Source organism: Bosea vaviloviae (assembly GCF_001741865.1).
Classification (GTDB): domain Bacteria; phylum Pseudomonadota; class Alphaproteobacteria; order Rhizobiales; family Beijerinckiaceae; genus Allobosea; species Allobosea vaviloviae.
Genome location: NZ_CP017147.1, coordinates 1003715 through 1024328 on the forward strand (window position 1 = coordinate 1003715; position 20614 = coordinate 1024328).

General features: G+C 66.8%; 18 protein-coding genes. 1 reads left to right on the forward strand and 17 read right to left on the reverse strand.

Annotated elements, in window-relative coordinates:
* Positions 1-4: 4 nt before the first annotated feature.
* From BHK69_RS04740 to rimP, 7 genes are all read right to left on the reverse strand, one after another.
* Positions 5-1261: an extracellular solute-binding protein gene (locus BHK69_RS04740; protein WP_069689104.1), complete on the reverse strand. Its 1257-nt coding sequence runs from the start codon at positions 1259-1261 to the stop codon at positions 5-7.
* A gap of 311 nt (positions 1262-1572) precedes the next feature.
* The gene (gene truB, locus BHK69_RS04745; protein ID WP_069689105.1) at positions 1573-2532 is read right to left on the reverse strand and encodes a tRNA pseudouridine(55) synthase TruB; all 960 of its coding nucleotides are present in this window, start codon (positions 2530-2532) and stop codon (positions 1573-1575) included.
* Positions 2525-2974, reverse strand: coding sequence for a 30S ribosome-binding factor RbfA (gene rbfA / locus BHK69_RS04750; protein ID WP_069689106.1), 450 nt, complete (start codon positions 2972-2974; stop codon positions 2525-2527). Before rbfA ends, truB begins: the two co-directional genes overlap by 8 nt.
* A 156-nt stretch (positions 2975-3130) precedes the next feature.
* Positions 3131-5992 (reverse strand): translation initiation factor IF-2, encoded by a 2862-nt coding sequence (infB, locus tag BHK69_RS04755; RefSeq protein WP_069689107.1) that lies wholly within the window; start codon positions 5990-5992, stop codon positions 3131-3133.
* Positions 5989-6717: an RNA-binding protein gene (locus tag BHK69_RS04760; RefSeq protein ID WP_083269123.1), complete on the reverse strand. Its 729-nt coding sequence runs from the start codon at positions 6715-6717 to the stop codon at positions 5989-5991. The genes infB and BHK69_RS04760 overlap by 4 nt, the downstream gene beginning before the upstream one ends.
* Positions 6718-6730: 13 nt before the next feature.
* Positions 6731-8326, reverse strand: a complete 1596-nt coding sequence (nusA, locus tag BHK69_RS04765; RefSeq protein ID WP_069689109.1) for a transcription termination factor NusA — start codon at positions 8324-8326, stop codon at positions 6731-6733.
* Positions 8327-8331: 5 nt separating this feature from the next.
* Positions 8332-9015: a ribosome maturation factor RimP gene (gene rimP, locus BHK69_RS04770; protein ID WP_069689110.1), complete on the reverse strand. Its 684-nt coding sequence runs from the start codon at positions 9013-9015 to the stop codon at positions 8332-8334.
* Positions 9016-9386: 371 nt separating this feature from the next.
* Here rimP and BHK69_RS04775 point away from each other — a divergent pair, with 371 nt between their 5' ends.
* Positions 9387-10475 (forward strand): DUF2336 domain-containing protein, encoded by a 1089-nt coding sequence (locus BHK69_RS04775; protein WP_069689111.1) that lies wholly within the window; start codon positions 9387-9389, stop codon positions 10473-10475.
* Here the strand turns inward: BHK69_RS04775 and trmB are convergent.
* From trmB to BHK69_RS04825, 10 genes are all read right to left on the reverse strand, one after another.
* On the reverse strand, positions 10450-11142 hold the full coding sequence (gene trmB, locus BHK69_RS04780; protein ID WP_069693375.1) for a tRNA (guanine(46)-N(7))-methyltransferase TrmB: 693 nt from the start codon (positions 11140-11142) through the stop codon (positions 10450-10452). The genes BHK69_RS04775 and trmB overlap by 26 nt on opposite strands.
* A gap of 188 nt (positions 11143-11330) precedes the next feature.
* Positions 11331-12536: a methionine adenosyltransferase gene (metK, locus tag BHK69_RS04785; RefSeq protein ID WP_069689112.1), complete on the reverse strand. Its 1206-nt coding sequence runs from the start codon at positions 12534-12536 to the stop codon at positions 11331-11333.
* A gap of 161 nt (positions 12537-12697) precedes the next feature.
* Entirely contained in the window at positions 12698-13111 is a 414-nt protein-coding gene (locus tag BHK69_RS04790; RefSeq protein WP_069689113.1) for a helix-turn-helix domain-containing protein, read from the reverse strand.
* Between the two features lie 130 nt (positions 13112-13241).
* Positions 13242-14837 carry an apolipoprotein N-acyltransferase gene (lnt, locus tag BHK69_RS04795; RefSeq protein ID WP_069689114.1) on the reverse strand — a complete coding sequence of 532 codons (1596 nt, stop codon included), beginning with the start codon at positions 14835-14837 and terminating at the stop codon, positions 13242-13244.
* Positions 14837-15826, reverse strand: a complete 990-nt coding sequence (locus tag BHK69_RS04800) for a hemolysin family protein (RefSeq protein ID WP_069689115.1) — start codon at positions 15824-15826, stop codon at positions 14837-14839. The genes lnt and BHK69_RS04800 overlap by 1 nt, the downstream gene beginning before the upstream one ends.
* Positions 15823-16392 carry an rRNA maturation RNase YbeY gene (gene ybeY, locus BHK69_RS04805; protein ID WP_244548397.1) on the reverse strand — a complete coding sequence of 190 codons (570 nt, stop codon included), beginning with the start codon at positions 16390-16392 and terminating at the stop codon, positions 15823-15825. The genes BHK69_RS04800 and ybeY overlap by 4 nt, the downstream gene beginning before the upstream one ends.
* Positions 16389-17477 carry a PhoH family protein gene (locus tag BHK69_RS04810; RefSeq protein WP_244548505.1) on the reverse strand — a complete coding sequence of 363 codons (1089 nt, stop codon included), beginning with the start codon at positions 17475-17477 and terminating at the stop codon, positions 16389-16391. Before BHK69_RS04810 ends, ybeY begins: the two co-directional genes overlap by 4 nt.
* Positions 17478-17726: 249 nt before the next feature.
* Complete coding sequence (gene miaB / locus BHK69_RS04815) at positions 17727-19133, reverse strand: tRNA (N6-isopentenyl adenosine(37)-C2)-methylthiotransferase MiaB (RefSeq protein ID WP_069689117.1); 1407 nt, start codon at positions 19131-19133, stop codon at positions 17727-17729.
* Positions 19134-19258: 125 nt separating this feature from the next.
* Positions 19259-20062: a lysophospholipid acyltransferase family protein gene (locus tag BHK69_RS04820; RefSeq protein WP_069689118.1), complete on the reverse strand. Its 804-nt coding sequence runs from the start codon at positions 20060-20062 to the stop codon at positions 19259-19261.
* A gap of 16 nt (positions 20063-20078) precedes the next feature.
* Positions 20079-20576: a GNAT family N-acetyltransferase gene (locus BHK69_RS04825; protein ID WP_069689119.1), complete on the reverse strand. Its 498-nt coding sequence runs from the start codon at positions 20574-20576 to the stop codon at positions 20079-20081.
* Between the last annotated feature and the right edge of the window lie 38 nt (positions 20577-20614).

Sequence of the window (20614 nt, forward strand, 5' to 3'; positions counted from 1 at the left end):
TCAGCTATTTCTTGAACGGCGTATAATAGGTCGCGATGCCCTTGGTGATCTCGGCGCCGACCTCGGCGGGCGTCGTCTGCCCGGCGAGCATCTTCTGCACGCCAGCTTGCAGCAGCACCGAGCCAGAGGGCTCCTGGTAGCGGAAATGCACCAGCATGAGGTACGACATCGCGTTTTCGTTGAGCTTCATCACCTGCTGCACTGCCGGCGCCTCAGCTTTGACGCCCTTGATCGGCGAGACGTTCTGCAGAGTGCCGCTCAGCATCGTCCCGAACTCTGGCGTGCCGAGCCAGCGCACCAGCTTCAGCGCCGCCTCCTTCTTGTCCGTCCTGGCGTTCACGGCATAGCCGCCATCGTAGAAAACGGCGACGAGCGACGGCTCGCCAGCCTTGGCGGGCGGGGACGCGAAGACGCCAAGCTTGAGGCGCGGATTCTGTTTTTGAAAGGCCGCGACCTCGTAGGAGCCGCCGGCAAACATCGCCGCGCTGCCGGCGGCGAAGAGCTGCTGCGACGAGGCGTAGTCGATGCCGGAGAAATTCGGCGCGAAATAGTCCTTGAGCTCGTTCAACTTGGTCAGCGCGCCGACGAAGCGCGGATCGGTGAAATCGGCCTTGCCCGAAAGCAGGTCGGCCTCGAACTCCTTGCCGAGCAGGGATGAGAGCAGCGCCTGAACGATGGTCTCATTCTGCCAGGCTGTGGCGGTGCCGTTGGCGAACGGCGTCACACCCTTGGCCTTGAGAGCCTTGCACAGGGCCACGAGTTCGTCCCAGCTTCCGGGCGGGGTGACTCCGTGTTTGGCGAAGAGTTCGGTGTTGTAGACCACCAGCATGGTCTGCGAGGCGAAGGGCAGCGCGTAGACCTTGCCGTCGGCGCGCAGGCTCTCGGCCGCCAGCGCCGAATCGGGGAAATTGGCGGTTTCAGGCGCGTTGGCCTTGTCGAGCGCCATGAGATAACCGGGCCTGGCGATGCTCTCGAGATTGCCATAGGCCCGCACCTGCATCACATCGGGCCCGCGCCCTCCCGCCAGCGCCGTCGACAGGATGGTCTGGTAGTTGGCGGGCTCGAAGCCCTCGAATCTGACCTTGATGCCGGGATTGGCCTTTTCGAAGGCCTGGAAGAACGTTTGATACGCCGCGCGATCCTCCTGACGCCAGGTCCAGAAAGTCAGCTCCGTCTGCGCGGAGGCGATACCGGAGAGTCCGCCGACAAGCGCGACAATGGCCGCGGCGGCGATGCTGAGGCGGCGAGCGATCGCGATCATGGTTTTCATCCCCTGACGTCGGGCCGCATCTGGTCGCGCAGCGCCGGCTCTATGGTCTCTAACAGGTCTGCCCGCTCCAATCTATTTTGGCCGCTCGGCCGATGCAATCGGGATTCAGAGCAGAACGTTTTCCAGCGAAGTGGGCACCGGTTCGCGTGAAGAAAACGCGTCAAAACAAAGAGCTAGAGCCGTTTGCGATCCAGTTGGATCGAAAACGGCTCTAGAGCGCAGCAAGACCAGTTCGAGACCACAAACGCCGCCAGACATGCAACGCCGCCAGACATGCAATGTTGTCAGAAAATGACCGGAAATTACAGGTTGAAGACGCGGTGCGGCACCAGCTCGCCATTGTCGATCGAGCCGGTCGCGATCAGCACGCCGCCCGAGGTCGCGTAGACGGCCTGCGCTTCGACCGGTGCGTCGCGCCCGCGCAGCAGCACGCTCTGGCCGCGCTTCAGGCGCAGCGCCGCGTCGCGATGGACGACGATCTCGGGGATCAGCGACAGCGCGGTCTTCACCGGCAGGAGCGCGGCGGTCGCCGCCTCCGGGCTCTCGCGCAGGCTCTCGACACTGGCAGCATCCGCGACGCTGAACGGGCCGACACGGGTGCGCCGGAGATGGGCGACATGCCCCAGGCAGCCGAGCGCCAGGCCGAGATCGCGTGCGATCGCCCGCACATAGGTGCCCTTGCCGCATTCGGCCTCGAAGGTCGTGGTCTCGGCGCTGTGGCTGACGATGCGCAGCGCGTCGATCTCGACGGGGCGTGCCTGCAGCGTCACCTCCTCGCCCTCGCGGGCGAGATCATAGGCACGCTCGCCGGCGATCTTGATGGCGGAGTATTTCGGCGGCACCTGCTGGATCGTGCCGGTGAAGCGCGGCAGCAGCGCGGTGATCGCGGCTTCCTCCGGACGGGTTTCCGAAGTGGCGATGACCTTGCCCTCGGTATCGTCGGTGTCGGTCTGTGAGCCCCAGGCGACGGTGAACTGATAGGCCTTGCGCCCGTCCATGACGAAGGGAACGGTCTTGGTCGCCTCGCCGAGTGCGATCGGCAGCAGGCCCGAGGCGAGCGGATCGAGCGTGCCGGCATGGCCGGCCTTCTTGGCCGAGAAAGCGCGCTTCACCACGCTGACGGCATGGGTCGAGGTCATGCCGACGGGCTTGTCGAGCACGACCCAGCCATGCACGTCGCGCTTCTTCGGGCGCGGCGTAAAGCTGCGACCTTCGTCCTGCGCCGGCAGGGCGGCGTCTTCGGCAGCGGCGACCTCACTCATCGTCCTGCCCTCCCTCGTCCTGGTTCGGGTGGTCCTGTTGGATCCGTAGCGGCTGCTTCAGGATGTCCCGGCGCACCTTGTCGGAATAAAGCAGCGCATCGACGCGCTCGGCCTCGGCGAAGCTCTCATCCTGCAGGAAGCGGACATCGGGCGCGTATTTTAGGTTCACCCGATGGGCGATCTCGCCGCGGATATAGCGCTTATGGGCGGTCAGCGCCTTGAGCACCGGCTTCACGTCACCACCGCCGAGCGGCATGATGTAGCAGGTCGCGAGCTTCAGATCGGTTGAAAGGCGCACCTCGGGCACGGTGATGACGTGCTTGGCGAGGACATCGTCATGGATGTCGCCGCGCGCGAGCAACTCGGCGATGGCGTGGCGGATCAGTTCGCCGATGCGCAACTGCCGCTGCGAGGGGCCGGACGGTTTTGCTGGTCTTGCCATGGTTCTCGTTCTCCGGGATCGGACCGGATTAAACGTCATGGCCGGGCTTGACCCGGCCATCTCTTGAAGGATGAGGCGCTGGACGGCGCTCTTTTCGTCACGAGATGGCCGGGTCAAGCCCGGCCATGACGCGCTTCCTTGGGGAAGCGGCTGCTTTTACAGCGTCCGCTTGATCTCTTCGACGCGGTAGCACTCGATGACGTCGCCCGGGCGCATGTCCTGGTAGTTCTCGAAGGACATGCCGCATTCCTGGCCGGCCACGACTTCCTTGGCGTCGTCCTTGAAGCGCTTGAGCTGGGCGAGCTTGCCCTCGTGAACCACGACATTGTCGCGGATCAGGCGGACATTGGCGCCGCGCTCGATCGTGCCGTCGGTGACGCGGCAGCCGGCGATCTTGCCGACCTTCGAGACAGCGAAGATCTCGAGGATCTGCGCATTGCCGAGCATGGTTTCGCGGAGCGTCGGAGCAAGCAGGCCCGACATCGCCGCCTTAACATCATCCACGAGGTTGTAGATGATGTTGTAGTAGCGGATCTCGACGCCGGCCCGTTCGGCCGCCTCGCGCGCTTCCTTATGGGCGCGCACGTTGAAGCCGATCACGGCAGCGCCCGAAGCCTGGGCCAGCGTGATGTCGGATTCGGTGATGCCGCCGACGCCCGACTGCAGCACACGGGCGCGCACCTCGTCGTTGCCGACTTTTTCCAGTGTTCCCACAATGGCTTCGACCGAACCCTGCACGTCGCCCTTGACGACGAGCGGGAATTCTTTGCGGCCAGCGCCTTCCTTGAGGTCGCGCATCATGTCGGCGAGCGAACGGCCCGCCGCCGAGCCGCCGCCGCGCGCGGCGATGCGGTCGCGCTTCTGGCGCTCACGGTAATCGGTGATCTCGCGGGCGCGCGCCTCGGATTCGACCACCGCAACGCGGTCGCCGGCCTCGGGTGTGCCGTTGAAGCCGAGCACCTCGACGGGAAGCGAGGGGGGGGCTTCCTTGATATGAGCCCCGGTGTCGCCGATCAGGGCGCGCACGCGGCCCCATTCCGAACCCGCCACGACGATGTCGCCGGTGCGCAGCGTGCCGCGCTGGACAAGCACGGTCGCGACCGGGCCACGGCCGCGGTCGAGCTTGGCCTCGATCACGGTGCCTTCGGCCGGCCGGTCGGGATTGGCCTTCAGGTCGAGCAGTTCGGCTTGCAGCGCGATGGCTTCGAGCAGCTTGTCGAGGTTCTTGCCGGTCTTGGCCGAGACCTCGATCTCCAGCGTCTCGCCGCCGAGCGTCTCGACCTGGATCTCGTATTGCAGCAGCTCCGAGCGGACCCGCTCGGGGCTGGCATCGGCCTTGTCGATCTTGTTGATCGCCACGATCAGCGGCACGCCGGCCGCCTTGGCGTGATTGATCGCCTCGACCGTCTGCGGCATGACGCCGTCATCGGCCGCGACCACGAGCACGACGACGTCGGTGACCTTGGCGCCACGGGCGCGCATCGCCGTGAAGGCGGCGTGGCCGGGCGTGTCGATGAAGGTGACCTGTGCGCCCGACGGCGTCTTCACCTGATAGGCGCCAATATGCTGGGTGATGCCGCCGGCTTCGCCGGTGACGACATGCGTCTGACGGATCGCGTCGAGCAACGAGGTCTTGCCGTGGTCGACATGGCCCATGATGGTGACGACGGCCGGACGCGGGAGAAGCGTGTCCTCGGGATCGGCTATGTCGAACAGGCCGCCTTCGACGTCGGAATCGGCGACGCGCTTGACGGTGTGACCCATTTCCTCGGCCACGAGCTGGGCCGTGTCCGCGTCGATCACATCGGTGATCTTGTGCATCGCGCCCTGCTTCATCAGCAGGCGGATGACATCGACGCCACGCTCGGTCATGCGGTTGGCGAGTTCCTGGATGGTGATCGTCTCGGGAACGATCACCTCGCGCATCACGCGCTCCTTGGCGACGTCCGAGGCGCGGTGCCCGGTCATGCGCTGGACACGACGACGGAAGGCCGCGACCGAGCGCGTGCGCTCGTCGTCGCCGCCGGTCGCGGTCGACAGCGTCAGGCGGCCACGCGGCTTCTCGCCGACCTTGGGAGTCTTTGGCGCGGGCACGGGTGCGCCACGCGGCGGACCGCCGGCAAAGCCGCCGGGACGACGGAACGCGGGACGCGCCTCAGCGTCATCGGGACGGCTGCGCGGCGCTGCCGTGGAGGGCGCCTGGCGCGTGGGCCGGGTGATGGCTGGCTCGGCCGGTGCAGTCGTATCGACCGGGCGCGGCGGGCGCGGGGTGTCGAGGCGCGGCGGGCGCGAGTCCAGACGGGGCGGGCGAGCACCGATATCGCGCATCGGTGTACGCGGGGCGAAATCGGGACGCGGACCGGAAGGAGCCGGACGGGGCGCCTGGGCGTAAGCAGGCGCCGGGGCTGCCGGCGAAGCCGCCGGGCTATCGCCTTGCGGAGCGGGCGCGGCGTCACGCGGCGGCTGGGGGGATGCCGGACGCGGAGCCTGCTGCTCGTCATGCATGCGCTGGCGAGCAGCGCTTTCGGCGCGGCGCTTGTGATCGTCTTCCTGGCGGCGACGCTCTTCTTCCTCGCGCTGGCGGGCAAGGGCGGCTTCGCGCTCCTGGCGCTCGCGTTCGATCACGACGGCGCGCTGGCGCGCTTCGTCCTCGGCGATGCGGCGCGCTTCCGCTTCACGGTCGCGCGAGTCGGAGAGCGCGCGCTGGCGGGCGTCCTTCTCGTCTTCCGAGAGCGTGCGCAGCAGCATGCTGCCGGCCGGTCGTGTGATGGGTGTAGGCGCCGGAGGAACCGGGCGCGGCGCAGCCTGCTGGACCTGAGGCTGAGGGGCGCGCGCGATCGGCGCCTCCTTGACCTCGGGGCCGGCTGCGCGTCGCTTGACCTCGACGACGACCTGCTTCGAGCGCCCATGCGAGAAGCTCTGCCGGACAGTGCTCTGTTCGACAGGACGCTTCAACGTCAGGGTCTTCGGGGGGCTGACCGTCAAGGTCTTATCGCCCGGGGTCTTGGTATCGCTCATTCCGCGTTCGGTCCTGCCGGTTCGGTCGTTTGTTCGTCTAAGGGGTCGGAGTGCGCCGGGTGGTCAGGCTCCGTCGCACCGACATCGTCCGTCCTGTAGCGGACGAGCCGACGCCAGCGGAAGAGGAAACCCTCGGCCGCCGGACCCGGAGCAAGCGCCGCATGTATCACATGTGCCCGCCCCAACGCCAATTCCAAATCCGTCGCCGCAAAAATTGCGACGACAGGTGTCTTTCGTACCTTCAAACCCGCGCTTTCGCGGGCAATCTCAGCCCGCTTCAGGGCTTGTCCGATCTTGCGGCGGCCATCCTCGGCGCCGTCGCTGGCTTCGATCACCGCTGCGCAGCGACCAGATCCGATCACGGCCTCGACCTTGGCGAAGCCGCTCGAGACCAGCCCGGCCTTGTTGGCCATCGCCAGAGCCTGCAGCGCATCGCGCAGCATCAGGCTATCGATCATCGCGACCAGATCGGCCGGCACGGTGATCTTCGCCTTGAGCGATCGCTCGAAGGCCTTGCGCTTCACCGCCTCGCTGACGGTCTTGGCGCTCAGGCTCGTCCAGACGCCTCGCCCCGGCAGCTTGCGCCGGAGGTCTGGCGTCAGGACCCCGTCGGGCCCGACCACGAAGCGGATCAGGTCGTCGGGCGATTTCACCGCCCGGCTCACGACGCAGCTGCGCTCCGGGCCGTCTTTCCGCGTCTCGCTCATCGAGACAGCCCGTTGCATCTGCGTAATCCGCTCAGGCCTCGGCCGATTCTTCGGCGGCGTCGGCTTCGGTCTCTTCGGCAGCGGCCTCGATCCAGCCGGCCTTGACACGCGCGGCCATGATCATGGCCTCGGCATCCTGGCGGGACAGATCATAGCCGTCGAGATAGCCGGCATGGCGGGTGGTTTCGCCATCCTTGCGCTCGGTCCAGCCAACCAGATCATCGGTGGCGCAGCCAGCGAGGTCCTCGACGTTCTTCACGTCGTTCTCGCCCAGCGCAACCATCATGGAGGTAGTGATGCCTTCGACCTCGCGCAAGTCGTCCTCGACACCGAGCGCGCGGCGCTTCTCGTCGAACTCGGCTTCGATCGTGGCGAGATACTCCTGCGCGCGCGCCTGGATCTCGGCGGCGGTGTCCTCGTCGAAGCCTTCGATCGCGGCGAGCTCGGAGGGCTCGACATAGGCGACCTCCTCGACCGTGCGGAAGCCTTCCGAAGCCAGGAGCTGGCCGACCGTCTCGTCGACGTTCAGCGCATTCATGAAAATCTCGGTGCGCTGCAGGAACTCCTTCTGGCGGCGCTCCGATTCCTCGGCCTCGGTCAGGATGTCGATGTCCCAGCCGGTGAGCTGCGAGGCGAGGCGGACGTTCTGGCCGCGGCGGCCGATGGCGAGCGAGAGCTGCTCGTCGGGCACCACGACCTCGATCTTGTCGGCCTCCTCGTCGAGCACGACCTTGGCGACTTCCGCCGGCTGCAGGGCGTTGACGACGAAGGTCGCGATATCGGGCGACCACGGGATGATGTCGATCTTCTCGCCCTGGAGCTCGCCGACGACGGCCTGGACGCGCGAGCCGCGCATGCCGACGCAGGCGCCGACCGGGTCGATCGAGGAATCGCGGCTGATCACGGCGATCTTGGCGCGGGAACCGGGGTCGCGAGCGACGGCCTTGACCTCGACGATGCCGTCATAGATCTCCGGCACTTCCTGGCCGAAGAGCTTGGCCATGAACTGCGGATGGGTGCGCGACAGGAAGATCTGCGGGCCGCGCGGCTCGCGGCGCACGTCGTAGACATAAGCGCGGGCCCGGTCGCCGACCTTGAAGGTCTCGCGCGGGATCATCTCGTCGCGGCGGATGATCGCCTCGCCACGGCCGAGATCGACGAAGACATTGCCGTATTCGACGCGCTTGACCGCGCCGTTGACGATCTCGCCGATGCGATCCTTGTATTCGTCATACTGACGGTCGCGCTCGGCCTCGCGCACCTTCTGCACGATGACCTGCTTGGCCGACTGCGCGGCGATGCGGCCGAAATCGAAGGGCGGCAGCGGATCGGCGATGACGTCGCCGACCTGGGCTGCCGGATTATGGCGCTTGGCCTCGTCGACGGTGATTTCGGTCGCGCCGTTCTCGACGAGGTCGACGACCTGGAGATGGCGGGCGAGGCGCAGCTCGCCGGTCTTGGTGTTGATCTCGGCATGAACGTCGGTCTCGGCGCCGTAGCGCGAGCGCGCGGCCTTGGCGATGGCATCCTGCATCGCATCGACGACGATCTGCCGGTCGATCGATTTCTCGCGGGCGACCGCGTCGGCGATCTGCAGCAGTTCGAGCCTGTTGGCGCTGACGACCATGGCGCTCACTCCTCTTCCGTTGTGTCCTGCGGAGCCTGTCCGGGCTTCTTGCCCGGGCGCGGTCCCAGCGATTTTCCCATGCCCTTCTTCGGGCTGGCGATCTCTTCGGCCGGCGGCATCTCGGGCGGCAGGCCCGATTTGCCGCGGCGCAGCGATTCCGTCACGAGCGCGTCGGTCAGCACGAGGCGGGCCTCGGCGATCAGCGACATCGGAATGGCGACGTCGCGCTCCTCTTCCGATTTCGCATCGTCGCGAGCGAGCAGGGCATTGCCGCCAGCCACGCCGCGCAAGATGCCGCGGAAGCGCTTGCGGCCGGCGACGACGGCTTCAGTATCGATCTTGGCGAGGTGCCCGGCCCAGCGCTCGAAATCGCTCGCCCGCACCAGCGGCCGGTCGATTCCCGGCGAAGACACCTCAAGATGATAGGCGACCTGCACGGGATCATCAACGTCGAGCGCCGGCGAGACGGCCTGGCTGACGGCCTCGCAGCCCTCGACATTCATGGTGCCGTCGGGCCGCTCGGCCATGATCTGGACCGTGCAGCCGTTCTGGCCGGTGACGCGCACGCGCACCAGCCTGTAGCCGAGATCGGCGATCGCCGGCTCGACAATGGCCGCCACGCGCGCCGCCACGCCGCTTTCGACGACGAGGCGTGCCTCCTGTTCGGTGCTTGCTGTGGTCTCGTTCATACCTTGGCCGCCTGCATGGAGCTGAATGTCATCCGGCTCCAAACCAAATCACTGGACCATGACGTCGCCCGAAAACCGGTTTCCGCTCTATTGCTAATGCGGGTCTTCGGCGCGGCATCATGCTCTGGCCCCGGCAGGGCTTCAGCCAATAAAAAAGAGCGGGCCGGCAGGCCCGCTCTTGATCATCGGCTGATACCGAAACCAGAGCTGTTAGACGCTATTTAGTCCGGCTCGCCAATGCATGCAAGGTCTGGATCGATTGCGGGTCTGGATCGATCGATCCTGGAAGTCGCGCTTTCTCCGTTCGCGCTAACCGGCTGGTCATTCTTCTCCCCGATAGTGCGGCCGCAGACGTTGCGTGAGGATGCTGCATGAGTTCGGTGAGTGCGCTGTTGCGCGATCTTGAAGCGACGATGACGCGTGGGTCGACTGACGACCGCACTCAGATTCTGGCCCGCCTGACTGACCTCTTTCTCAGCACCGCCGCCGGTATGGAAGAGGACCAGGTCAGCATTTTCGACGTGGTGATCGGCCGGCTTTCGCGCGCCATCGAGGTCCGGGCCCGTATCGAATTGTCGGAGCGGCTCGCTCCCATTCCCAATGCGCCGAGCGGCGTCGTGCGCCAACTCGCGCTCGACGAGATCGCCGTCGCCAGGCCGGTGCTGATCGCCTCGAAACGTCTCACCGACCAGGATCTGGTCGCTGTCTCGGCCGCCAAGGGCCGCGATCACATGCTCGCCATCACCGAGCGGCCCGATCTCGGCGAGCCGGTCACGGATTTCCTGATTCTGCGCGGTGGCCGCGTCGTCACCCATGCGGTGGCGGCAAACCAGACCGCGCGCTTCTCACGCCATGGCATGGGCGTGCTGGTGATGCGGGCCGTCCAGGACGATGCGCTCCAGGCGACTTTGGGCTCGCGAAGCGACATTCCGGCCGAATTGCTCGATCAGCTTCTGGTCGCCGCCAAGAATTCGGCGCGGCGTCGCCTCACGGCGACGCTGGAGCCCTCGCTTGCCGGCGCGGTCGACATGGCCGTCGAGCGCGGTGCCCAGGCGATCGTCGCCGAGGCGCAGATGAGTGACGGGTACGCCAAGATCAACGCGGCCCTGATCGAGATCAACCGGCTCCACGAAGCCGGCCAGCTCGACGAGGCCAAGCTGGTCGAATTCGCTGCTGCAGGCGCCTTGGAGCATGCGATGTGCGCCGTTGCGGCGCTGGCGCAGCTTGGTCTGCCGGCGACCGAGCAGATCATCCTGGGCACGGACCGTGACGCCGTGCTCCTGGTCGGCCGGGCTCTCGGCTGGTCCTGGGAGACCACGCGCGCGCTGATCGGCCTGCGCAAGGATCTCGGCAAGTCGGAGGTCGCGATCGAGCGCGCCCGTCAGAGCTTCCGCACCTTGAACACGACGACCGCCCAGCGCGTGCTCGGCTTCCTCAGGATGCGCGACGCACAGCCGTGAGGTAGCTCGGCACGCGGCCCGCCGCGACGGCCTTCGCCTCGTAGCGCGTGCGGATCCAGCCGGGGTAAGGCTTGCGCCAATCATCGGCGCGCTCATCCGTCCAGTCGAAATCGGGCGAGCGGGCGAGCCGTGCCAGCGTCCAGCCGACATAATCGTCGATGTCGCTGGCGAAGCGGAAGCGACCGCCCGGGCGCAGACAGCGGGCGAACAAGCCAAGTGTGCGTTCGGAGACGAAACGCCGCTTGCGCTGGCGCCGCTTCGGCCAGGGATCGGGATAGAGCAGGTCGATCGCATCGAGCGAGCCTTCCGGCAGGCGCGGCAGCATCAGTGCAGCGTCGCCGTCCCAGAGCCGGATATTGGTCAGCCCTTCCCGCTCGACGATGGCGAGGAACTTCGCCATCCCATTGATGAAGGGCTCGACGCCAATGAAGCCGATCTGCGGGCTCTCGCGCATCCGCGACAGCAGATGCTCGCCGCCGCCGAAGCCGATCTCGAGCCGAACCGCCGTCATGGGCTGCGGAAACAGCGCCGCCAGATCGGTGATCGCGCCATCGGGCAGGCGCAGGCGCGGCAATACGCCCTCGATCATCGCATTCTGGCCTTCGCGCAGGGCCTTGCCTTTGCGACGGCCGAAGAAGGCGCGGTCAGGATCGAAGTCGTCTGTCATGCTCATGTCTTTGATATTGAATTGTTTTTCAAAGGAACACGCTGTCATCCCAGACAGGCGGCGAAGCCGCGCAGATCCGGAATGACGACGTGTTTCCACGGCCTTGCAGCCTGCTCTAGCGGATTCTGGGCAAAGAAAAAGGCCGGAGCCAAGGCTCCGGCCTGATGCAATTCAGTCGAAACCGTCGCTCAGGCGACGGCCTTCTTCAGCGCATCGACAAGATCGGTCTTCTCCCAGGAGAAGCTGCCGTCGCGGCCGGCCTTGCGGCCGAAATGGCCGTAAGCGGCGGATTTGGCATAGATCGGCTTGTTCAATGCGAGATGCGTGCGGATGCCGCGCGGGGTCAGGTCCATGACCTCGCCCAGAACAGTCTCCAGCTTCGCCTCGTCGACCTTGCCGGTGCCGTGCAGGTCGACATAGATCGAGAGCGGCTTGGCGACGCCAATGGCGTAGGAGAGCTGGATCGTGCAGCGCTCTGCGAGCTTGGCGGCGACGACGTTCTTGGCCAGATAGCGCGCGGCATAGGCGGCCGAACGGTCGACCTTGGTCGGATCCTTGCCCGAGAAAGCGCCGCCGCCATGGGGAGCGGCTCCACCATAGGTGTCGACGATGATCTTGCGGCCGGTCAGGCCGGCGTCGCCATCGGGGCCGCCGATGACGAACTTGCCGGTCGGGTTGACGTGCCAGACGGTCTCCTTGGAGATCCAGCCTTCGGGCAGCGTCTCGCGGATATAGGGCTCGACGATCTTGCGGACGTCGGCCGAGGTCAGGCTCTCGTCGATATGCTGGGTCGAGAGCACGATCTGGGTGACGCCGACCGGCTTGCCGTTCTCGTATTTGACCGTGACCTGGCTCTTGGCGTCGGGACCGAGCTTGGCGGCGGAGCCTTCCTTGGCGTGGCGGGCCTTGGCCAGCACTTCGAGGATCTTGTGGGCGTAGTAGATCGGCGCCGGCATCAGCTCGGGCGTCTCGCGGCAGGCATAGCCGAACATGATGCCCTGGTCGCCGGCGCCTTCATCCTTGTTGCCGGTGGCGTCGACGCCCTGAGCGATGTCGGCCGACTGGGCGTGCAGCAGCACGTCGATCTTGCACTTCTTCCAGTGGAAGCCGTCCTGCTCGTAGCCGATCGCCTTGATCGCCTTGCGCGCGGCCGACTTGACCTTGCTCTTCATCGCCTTCTCGTCGAGCGAGGTGCGGACCTCGCCGGCGATGACGACGCGGTTGGTGGTCGCCAGGGTCTCGCAGGCAACGCGCACCTGGGCCGAGTCCATGCCGGCTTTCGCCGCTTCCTTGAAGAACAGGTCGACGACCTCGTCGGAAATCCGGTCGCAGATCTTGTCGGGATGGCCTTCACCGACGGATTCGCTGGTGAACAGGTAGTTCTGGCGTGACACGGTCAGATAACCCTTCGGATGGGGTTGGCGAGTGACCGGCGTGACGACACGATCGGCCGACGAAAACGGGCACCCTCTTTGCAGCGGGCGCGTTCGCCGTCAAGCCGGAAATCCGTTTTTCGGGAGCCTTGTTCGTCAGGACGAACAAAAACAGAGCTAGATCACGCGATTCCGCTGTCTTCTTCCGCCAGCGCCTCGACGAGATCGACGATGCGCCGTCGCACCCGCCCGCTCTTGATGCGTACGAAGGCCTTGGTCAGCTGTACGCCTTCGCTGGTCGCCATGAAGTCGGAGACATAGGCCGATGAGGCGGCGTCGGAGAAGCCGCCCGCCGGCATGTCGCCGGTCGGGGCTCCGTCGAAGAAGAAGGAGACCGGCACGTCCAGCATCTTGGCGATCTGCTGCAAGCGGCTGGCGCTGATGCGGTTCGAGCCTTTTTCGTACTTTTGGACCTGCTGGAAGGTCAGTCCGAGACCCTCGCCGAGCCTCTCCTGGCTGACTCCAGCAAGCATTCGGCGCATCCGGACACGGCTTCCGACATGGCGGTCGATCGGGTTGGGCACTTTTTTGATCATGAATCGACCACCCTTGGGTCAGTTTTCTTGGAAATCATCATCCGGCAGGCATGAATTTATTTTAGCAATTTATATGCTTCCCGCGGGAACAGCCATCCCTTTCGCAGGAAAAAAGTTCCAGATGGGATGATCAGCCCGGTCGAACCCGCGCAAGCAGCAAGAACAGCGCAATTAGCCCCACTAAAGCGGCATCTCCGAATTGCGCATAGAGCGTAACGGGAGCCGCTTGCGGCAAGTTTGCATCGAGAACACCCTGTGTGCCCAAGGGCAAGCTGGCTGTGATGCGGCCATAACCATCGATCACCGCCGAGATTCCGGTATTGGCGACGCGGACCAGCGGCAGCCCTTCCTCGATGGCGCGCATCCTCGCCTGGGCCAGGTGCTGGTAAGGTCCGCTGGTCTGGCCGAACCAGCCGTCATTGGTGAGGTTGAGCATCAGGCCGGGGCGCGGACCCTGCTGCGGCATGACTTCGCCGGGGAAGATCGCCTCGTAGCAGAGCAGCGGTGCGACCGCGGGCAGGCCGCGGATCGAGAGCGGGGTGTGCCGCGTGCCTGCGGCGAAGCCGCCCGGAATCGAGACGAATTCCGACAGCCCGACGCCGCGGATCAAGCGTTCCAGGATCGGCGGCAGATACTCGCCGAAGGGCACGAGATGGACCTTGTCGTAGCTCGAGACGATCACGCCTTCGTCGTTCACGACCTGCACCGAATTGAAGATCGGCGGCCGGCTTTCGCCGGGCAGCGCCTCGCCTGCCCGCGCCGCGCCGGTGATCAGCGTCGTGTTCGGCGGTAGGACCGCGGCGATGCGCTGGAGCGCCTGGGGCGAGCGGCCGAGCAGGAAGGGAAAGGCCGATTCCGGCCAGATCAGATGTGTGACGTCCTGCACGCCGAGCGTCGAGGGGCTCGTCGCCCGGTCGCTGAGCGTGAGATATTCGTTCAGAATCGCCTCGCCGTTATGGGCGTTGAATTTGGCGTCCTGCGCCAGGTTCGGCTGCATCAACCGCAGCTTCACGCCGGCAACCACCGGCGCCGCCGCATTCGGAATGTGCCAGGCGCCAAAGCCGATGAGAGCGGCGAGCGTCAGGACGGCGAGGATCGGCGCGCGCCAGCGCCTCGCGCCGGCCTCGGCCGTGCCGAGCGTCGCAGGCGCCGCGCCGATCGCGACCGCCAGCAGTGTCAATCCATAGAGCCCGCCGAGCGCGGCGAATTGCGCGATGAAGCCCTGGCCGGCCAGCATCATGCCGTAGACGTTCCAGGGAAAGCCGGTCAGCACATGGCCGCGCAGCCATTCGCTGACGGTCAGCGCGACGGCGAGCATGAGGATGCGTCCAGCTCCGGCCGGCCAGAGCAACCGGGCGCAGCCGAAGGCCAGCGCCGGGAACAGGGCGAGAAAGGCCGGCAGGGCGACGACGCCGAGCGGCATCGCCCAGGCGAATTTGTCGGCCTCCACCAGGAAGGCCGAGCCCAGCCACCAGAGGCCGGCGAGGAAGAAGCCGAAACCCCACCACCAGCCCGCCGCGAAAGCCGCCCTGAAGCGGCTCGACGCAGTGGCGCCGACGGCTCCATCGATCAGCCAGACGGCGACGGTCATGGGCACGACGATCAGCGGCCAGAGATCGAGCGGGGGCAGGGCAAGCGCGCCGCTGGCGCCCGTAACGAGCGCGATCAGGCGCTTGCGCCATCCCCAGGAGAGGATGATCCCGTCGGCCAGCGCGGAGAGCCGCATCAGCCGGCTTCCGCCTGCGGCGCCGTGTCGGGGGCCGCCGTGCTGCGCCGGAGAATGCTGAGCCGCTTGATTCGGCGCGGATCGGCCTCGATGATCTCGAAGGACAGGCCTTCCGGCCCCTCGATCGTCTCGCCCTGCGCCGGTACGCGGCCGGCCAGCGTCACGATCAGCCCACCCAGCGTGTCGATCTCCTCGGCCACTTCGGTATCCGAGAGATCGATGCCGGTCGCGTCCTTGAGTTCGTTGAGCGTCGCGCGCGCATCAGCGGTGAAGCGGTCCTGGCCCGTGGCGGCGATCGCGGGAGCCTCGTCGAGATCGTGCTCGTCCTCGATGTCGCCGACGACGATCTCGACGAGATCCTCCATCGAGACCAGCCCGTCCGTTCCGCCATACTCGTCGATCACGAGAGCGATATGCGTGCGTGTCGCCTGCATCTTCACGAGCAGGTCGACCGCCGGCATCGAGGGCGGGACATAGAGCACGGGGCGCAGGATCTTCGCACTCGCCAGCGTGGTGGAGAGGTCGACCGCGCCGAGATTGTGCAGCGCCGGCTCCGACAGGCCTGGGCTCGGCTCGGCCTTGCCCTGTTCGGCGATGAATTCCAGGAAGTCGCGGATATGGACCATGCCGCGCGGGTCATCGAGCGAATCGTCGAAGACCGGCAGGCGCGAATGGCCCGCCGTCCGAAACAGCGCCAGCAATTCGTCCAGCGTGGCATCGGCGGGGACGGCGATGATATCGGCGCGCGGCACCATCACGTCGCCGACGCGTCGTTCGCGCAGGCTGAGCACATTGGAGAGCATCACGCGCTCCTGCGCGCTCAGATCGGCCGATTGGCCGCTGTCGCGGTCCTGCGCCAGCGCTTCGGTGATGTCCTCGCGGATCGTCGCGCCGCTGCGCATGCCGAGCCGTTCGAGGAACTGGCCAAGCCAATGGGAGAGGCCACGACTGGTGGCGTCCGTCTGGGTAGATCGACTGTCGTCGCTCATGATGCTGTGGAGAGAACCAGGGTTGGGGCGAGCGGCTCGGAGTCCGCATAGGGGTCGGCGATGCCGAGCCGGGCGAGCGCTGCGATCTCGAGCGCTTCCATCCGTTCGGCTTGCGCTGGTGTTTCGTGATCCTCGCCGAGCAGGTGCAGCAGGCCGTGTATCACAAGATGGCTGACATGGTCGCCGAAATCCTTGCCCTCGTCCTGCGCCTCGCGGGCAATCGTCTCATAGGCCAGGACGATGTCGCCGAGAACCGGGCTGCCAGCGATCCGCTCGGGCGGCGCGGCCGGAAATGAGAGAACATTGGTCGGCTTGTCGAAGCCGCGCCAGTCGCGGTTGACCACGCGGATGCGCTTGTCATCGGTCATCAGCAGGCTGAGCTCGGCGCCTTCGAGCGGCGTGACAGGCGCAACGGCGAGCGCCGCCTGCGTCGCATCCGCCACGCGCTGGCGCAGATCGGCAAGCTCGCGCCAGCGTTTCGCCTGGATCCTCAGCGCCAGGGTCAACTCCGGCGCGGGCCTGTCAGCATGCGGCGCCGAGCGCCGCATGCGAGGTCGGTCGTTCATCGCGGCCGCTCCCGCGACAAGGTGCGCTTCAGGCCTTCGGTATCGTTTTCGATCGGGGGCTGGGGCTCGAGTGCGCGCAGCCGCTCCTCGCGTTCCTCGCGCTCACGCCGGGCCGCGCCCTCATAGGCCATGACGATGCGGCGCACGAGATCGTGACGGACGACGTCGCCCTCCTCGAACTTGGCATAGCCGACGCCCTCGACGCCCGAGAGCAGCTTGACGGCCTCGATCAGGCCCGAGCGCTGGCCCGGCGGCAGGTCGATCTGGGTCGGGTCGCCGGTGATGATCATGCGCGAGCCCTCGCCGAGGCGGGTCAGGAACATCTTCATCTGGACCGAGGTCGCGTTCTGGGCCTCGTCGAGCAGCACGACGGCGTTGGTCAGCGTGCGTCCGCGCATGAAGGCGAGCGGCGCGATCTCGATCATGCCGGTCTGCAGGGCGCGCTCGACATGGCGGGCCTCCATGAAGTCGTTCAGCGCGTCGTAGATCGGCCGCAGGTAAGGGTCGACCTTCTCGCGCATGTCGCCGGGCAGGAAGCCGAGCCGCTCGCCGGCTTCGACAGCCGGGCGCGACAGCACCATGCGCTCGACCACGCCCTGCTCGATCAGCGAGACGGCATGGCCGACGGCGAGCCAGGTCTTGCCGGTGCCGGCCGGGCCTTCGGCGAGGACGAGTTCGTTGCGCTTGAGCTGGCGCAGATAGGCGTCCTGCGCCGCGTTGCGGGCGCGCACCGGTCCGCGCTTGCGCGTCACGATCGCGTCGAAAGAGGCCTTGCCGGCGTCGGCGGCCGGGAAGAAGGAGCGCTGCACATTGCTCTCCTCGATCGCGCCATCGACCTCACCGAGGGTGACGGAAGCGCCGGCCTTGGCCCGCGTATAAAGCGTCTTCAGCACGCGCCCGGCCTGTTCGGCGGTCTCGCGCGGTCCCCTGATGGTGGCGTGGTTGCCGTTGGGGCTGATCACGACGCCGAGACGCCGCTCCAGATGCGCTAGATTCTGGTCGTAATCGCCGAAGACAAGGCTCGCCAGCCGATTGTCGTCGAAGGAGAGCAGGACCTCGGTGGCGGGCAATCCGTCGCGCGTCAGGGTCTCGACGCGTGCCGGCGTCGTCTCGCGCCGTGGGCCTCGTTCCGGTCTCGGGGTCACCTGGTCAGCCTGTGCCAATAGCGTCGTCTCCCTGGCGGGTGGGCCGGCCGGACAGGAGCGTGAGGCCGGGTCGTCTTGCAATGAGCCGTCTTGCAACGCGTCGTCCTGCAACATAACCGAACGCAACAATCTCAGTCTGATGACAGGCGTCGCCCTGCCCTAAAGAAATCGGGTCGAACCGGGTCGCGTTCAAGCCGCCAGTCCCTTTCTCGGAACCTCGTCCGGCCCGGCCTTGCGGCCAAACAGTGAGTTGGACCCCGCCCGCTCGATCACCACCTGAACCCGGTCGCCGATCTGATTCGACTCAGTCTCGATCTGCACAGCCTGAAGGTAGGGGGTTTTTCCCGCAAGCTGTCCGGGGTGGCGGCCCACACGTTCCAGCAGCACCTCGACGGTGCGCCCCACCATGGCGTGGTTGAAAGCCTGGCGGTGGTGCTCGATGCGCTCCTGCAGGCGCAGCAGGCGCTCGCTCATCACCTCGGGCGCGACCTGCTCGCCGAGATCGGCGGCGGGCGTGCCGGGGCGCGGCGAATATTTGAAGGAGTAGCTCGAGGCGAAGCCGATCTCGTCGACGAGGCGCAGCGTATCCTCGAAATCGCTGTCGCTCTCGCCGGGAAAGCCGACGATGAAGTCCGAGGACAAGGCGATGTCGGGCCGAGCCGCCCGGATGCGCTCGATCAGGCGGCGGTACTCGTCGGCGGTATGCTTGCGGTTCATCGCCGCCAGAATCCGGTCGGAGCCCGCCTGCACCGGCAAATGCAGGAAGGGCATCAGTTGCGGCAGGTCGCGATGGGCGGCGATCAGATCGTCGGCCATGTCGCGCGGATGGCTCGTGGTGTAGCGGATGCGACCGATGCCGGGCACCTCGGCGACACGCTGCATCAGGCGCGCCAGGCCCCAGACGGCACCGCCAGGACCTTGGCTATGACCAGGGCCTTCGCCATGACCAGGGCCTTCGCCGTGATAGGCGTTGACGTTCTGGCCGATCAGCGTGACGTCCTGCACGCCCGAGGCCGCCAACCGCTCGATTTCGGTCATGATCTGCGCGACTGGCCGCGAGAATTCCGCGCCGCGCGTATAGGGCACGACGCAGAAGGCGCAGAACTTGTCGCAGCCTTCCTGCACGGTGACGAAGGCCGAGATACCGCGCTGGCGGATCGCCTTGGGCGTGGGCGCCGGCAAATACCCGAATTTGTCGTCGATCGGCAGGTCGGTATCGACGGTGCGCCGGCTCGCGGCCTCCGCCAGCAGGGCTGGCAGGCGGTGATAGGCCTGCGGGCCGACGACGAGATCGACTGCCGGCTGGCGGCGCTGGATCTCCGCGCCTTCCGCTTGGGCGACGCAGCCGGCCACGACGATCTTCGTGTGCTGTCCGTTGGCCTTCTGCGCGACCTTCAGATCGCGCAGCTTGCCGAGCTCGGTATAGACCTTCTGCACGGCGCGATCGCGGATATGGCAGGTGTTGAGCAGGATCAGGTCCGCGCCTTCGGGCGTCGCGGTCTCCTCATAGCCTTGCTCGCTCAGGATATCGGCCATGCGCTGCCCGTCATAGACGTTCATCTGGCAGCCGAAGGACTTGATGTGGACTTTCTTCATCGTGGCGGGTCGGGTCTCCAAACCGTCTCCTTACTCCTGATTGCGTCGCGAGGAAATGACCATGCTCCGGGAGCCGCTGATCAGCAAAGCAACAACCGAGCCAGATGGCTCGTCGCCAGCGCCGGTCAGGCGCCCTGCCGCCCGGTGACAGCGTCCCGCCGCGCCTGGCGGATCGCGGCCTCGGCCAGTCGCGTCGCTTCCTTGCGCGAGGTCCGGGCGCCCATCGCGATCGGCGCACCCCAGACGAGTTCGACATCGATTGTACCCGCATCGAGCACGGCCTTGAGATGCGGCGCCAGTTCCTCATCGCCATACCAGGCGAGCGCGGTACGCTCCGCCCGGCCGCCGGCCAGGCCGTGGAAGCCGGTATAGGTGATCGTCAGCGGATAGACCGGGATGTCGCGGTCCCCACCCTTGCCGAGCGCCTCATGCGCCGCCCCCAGCAGGGAGGAGCGCAAGGGCAGGATGCGCGTACCGTCGCCCGTCGTCCCTTCCGCGAAGAGCACGATCGATTCGCCGGCCGCGAGCCGCGCGCCCATTTCCGCTGCCACATCGGCTGTGGCGCCGCGGCGCATCCGGTCGATGAAGACGGTGCGCTGCAGCCTTGCCAGGAAGCCGATCACCGGCCAGCCCGCGACCTCGCTCTTGGCCACGAAGGACAAGGGCCGCAAAGCCCCGATCACCGCGATGTCGAGCCAGGAGACATGGCTGGCGACGATCAGCCCCGCCGCTCCGGGCGGCGGCGGTGTGCCCCTGACGCGGCGATGCACGCCGAGGCAGCGGCAGGTGAGACGATGGAACAGGCGCGGAATCGTGGCGCCATGGCGGGGCCCGAGCCGCATCGCGACGAGCTGCGCCGGCAGGAGCAGGAGCGCGCATGCGGCCAGCACGGTAAGCCTCAGGGTCGCGCCGGGGCGAAGTCCGGTCATGCGCGGGCGGCCCCGGTCACGCGAGATCGAGCCGCATCGTCACCGCGCCGGTGCGGCTGCCGTCGCTCTTGGCGTAGTAGTTCTTGCGCCGGCCAACCTCACGAAAACCGAAATGGCGGTAGAGCTGTTCGGCCGGCAAATTGCCGTCCTCGACCTCCAGATAGACATGCTGGACGCCGCTCGCGGCGAGCTGGCCGAGATGGGCGTGGAGCAGTGCCCGCCCGAGCCCGTCGCGGCGATGCGCGCGCCCCACCACGATGCTGAGGATCTCGGCCTCGTCGGCCGCCTTGCGCGAGATCACGAAGCCGGCGGGGTGGGGGCCGTTCCCCGCGAAGACGCCTTCGGAGATGATCGCGGGATCGGCGAGCAACGCGGCGCATTCGCCGGGTTCCCAGCCGCGCGCGAAGCCGCCCTGGTGGTGCAGCGCCGCGACATGGCGCGCATGGCGCACGTCGAGGCGGCCGGTACGGGCCGGGGCCGATTCGGGGTGGAGCAATCTGCGCAGCCAGTCCATGGCGCTTGATGGCACAGACTGAACCGCTGGCAAGTGCT